Annotated in this window: 1 protein-coding gene; it reads right to left on the reverse strand. The window is 56.6% G+C overall.

Features of this window, described 5'->3' with window-relative positions; genetic code table 11:
- Positions 1-160: 160 nt before the first annotated feature.
- The gene (locus ABIB66_RS43465; protein WP_354260118.1) at positions 161-1,534 is read right to left on the reverse strand and encodes a hypothetical protein; all 1,374 of its coding nucleotides are present in this window, start codon (positions 1,532-1,534) and stop codon (positions 161-163) included.
- Positions 1,535-1,762 lie beyond the last annotated feature (228 nt).

Here is a 1,762-nt window from a genome sequence, read left to right on the forward strand (position 1 = left end):
GCCCATCATGGATCGACCTCGCCGAGATTCGCGTCAACACAACGGAATCACGGTTCGTGACTTGTCTCAACCGACTTTTGCAACAAAATCGGCCATAACCGGACATGCCGCCTTTGCTCGCGTCATCACTTATGCCTTGCGCGCGAGGAATGATGACGCCTCATCGAGCACCGCCGCTCGGCGCGTCTGACGTCGGGGATCGACGCTCGTTTGACATCGCTGCTGGCTTCCGCGGCTGTTGATATGGCCGCAACTCGCCCGCCTCTGCGAACACGAAATTAAAGCACTGATCATCGATGGTCAGGCGGCTTTTGGACGGCTCGTGCACTAGGGTGCTTTTCATTTCCCAATGCACGTCTGAGGGTCGAATGCCGGGGCCAAACACGATGAAGTTGCTAAATTGAGACGCCCAATTCAGGCGGTTGCGATCGTTCGTAGGAAGAACTGATTGGGTACAAGTCTTGGTGATGATATCGTCGCCCCAACCCTCTTGCAGCACCACGATATCATTGCCCCACCCCAGATGCAGAACATGGTCACCACTGCCCGGGTTGACGATGTCATCTCCCCAGGAGTCATCTAATACGTTGTTGGCCTTGCCGAGCACGAAGAACTGATTGCCGAAGGCGCATTTCAGATTACCGCCGTCGGCGTGGCCGGCGAAGTAAAAGCCCTTACAATCGCTACCGCTATCGACCGTGCCTACTGCAGCTTCCGGGTTGAATAAATAGCGGGGGCCTATCGGCGCCCTCGGATCGGGACCGCGCCCTCCATTTGGAAACAGCGTTGGAAGTTTGTGGTCCTTCATCAAATCGATCAGAATTTTCATGGTCGGCCGGAATTCGGCAGGCGCTCGATCCATCGCGGCCTCGTAACGCGCGATGGCTTCTGCCGGCGTGGCCGAGAGCAAGACGCGGACCTCAGCGGGATGCAGGATCGGTGCTGGATCGCGCATGTAGTGGATGCGAGAGGGCGGGATCGAAAAGTATGTACCAGCGTCATAGCTGCCCTGAAAACTCGTTTCGGCCAAACCAGACTCCTGCTGCGCCGCAGCTAGAAAGTCGCGGTAGTGACCGTCCATGTAGCGCACGTTTTCGCCAGCCCCCTCCCACTTATAAGCCGATACGGGACATGATGAGCGGTTGACGATATCTACATCAGCGGGCGCGCCGCTGACGCGCTGCTCGTCACGTCCGAAGAGGATGATTTTTTGCAACCTTGCACCCGACTGCAACTCGATGCGCCACAGACTGGGCTTGAAGGAACTAAGGGCAAGCACCACCGGCTCATCGGTTGGTCCGATAACGATGCGGCCGGAGCCGGAGTATGAACCGATGAGATGTAACTCGGCAGCTTGGCCTGTCGGTACTATCTCGTTGAAATAGCCCGCATCCCTGTTGTCTCGCAGCAGGGGAGTGATCGAGGTCGGCGGATGCGAGAGCGGCAGGCTAGTACAGCTGGGCTGCGCCTCCGCTATGAGTGGATTAGCTGCGCATATGCCAACAACAAACAACCAAAGCGGCAGGTATCGCATTCGCGGATGTCCTCGAAACTGGGTCTGAAGATCATCGGCTGAATATGGTTAGAAGCGGGCGGACTCGAAAAGGACCAAATGAACTAGCGTTAATGGGGAGTATCTGAATATCAACGCGATGTCCGCAACGGGTCGATTTTGTTGCAAAAGTTGGCTGCAATGGATTTGGCCGCTGGGCCTTTCGTTGAGCCGCGCTTTGAAGCGCTGGCCCTGACGCATTTTACGCAA

The organism is Bradyrhizobium sp. F1.13.3 (genome assembly GCF_040548265.1).
Classification (GTDB): domain Bacteria; phylum Pseudomonadota; class Alphaproteobacteria; order Rhizobiales; family Xanthobacteraceae; genus Bradyrhizobium.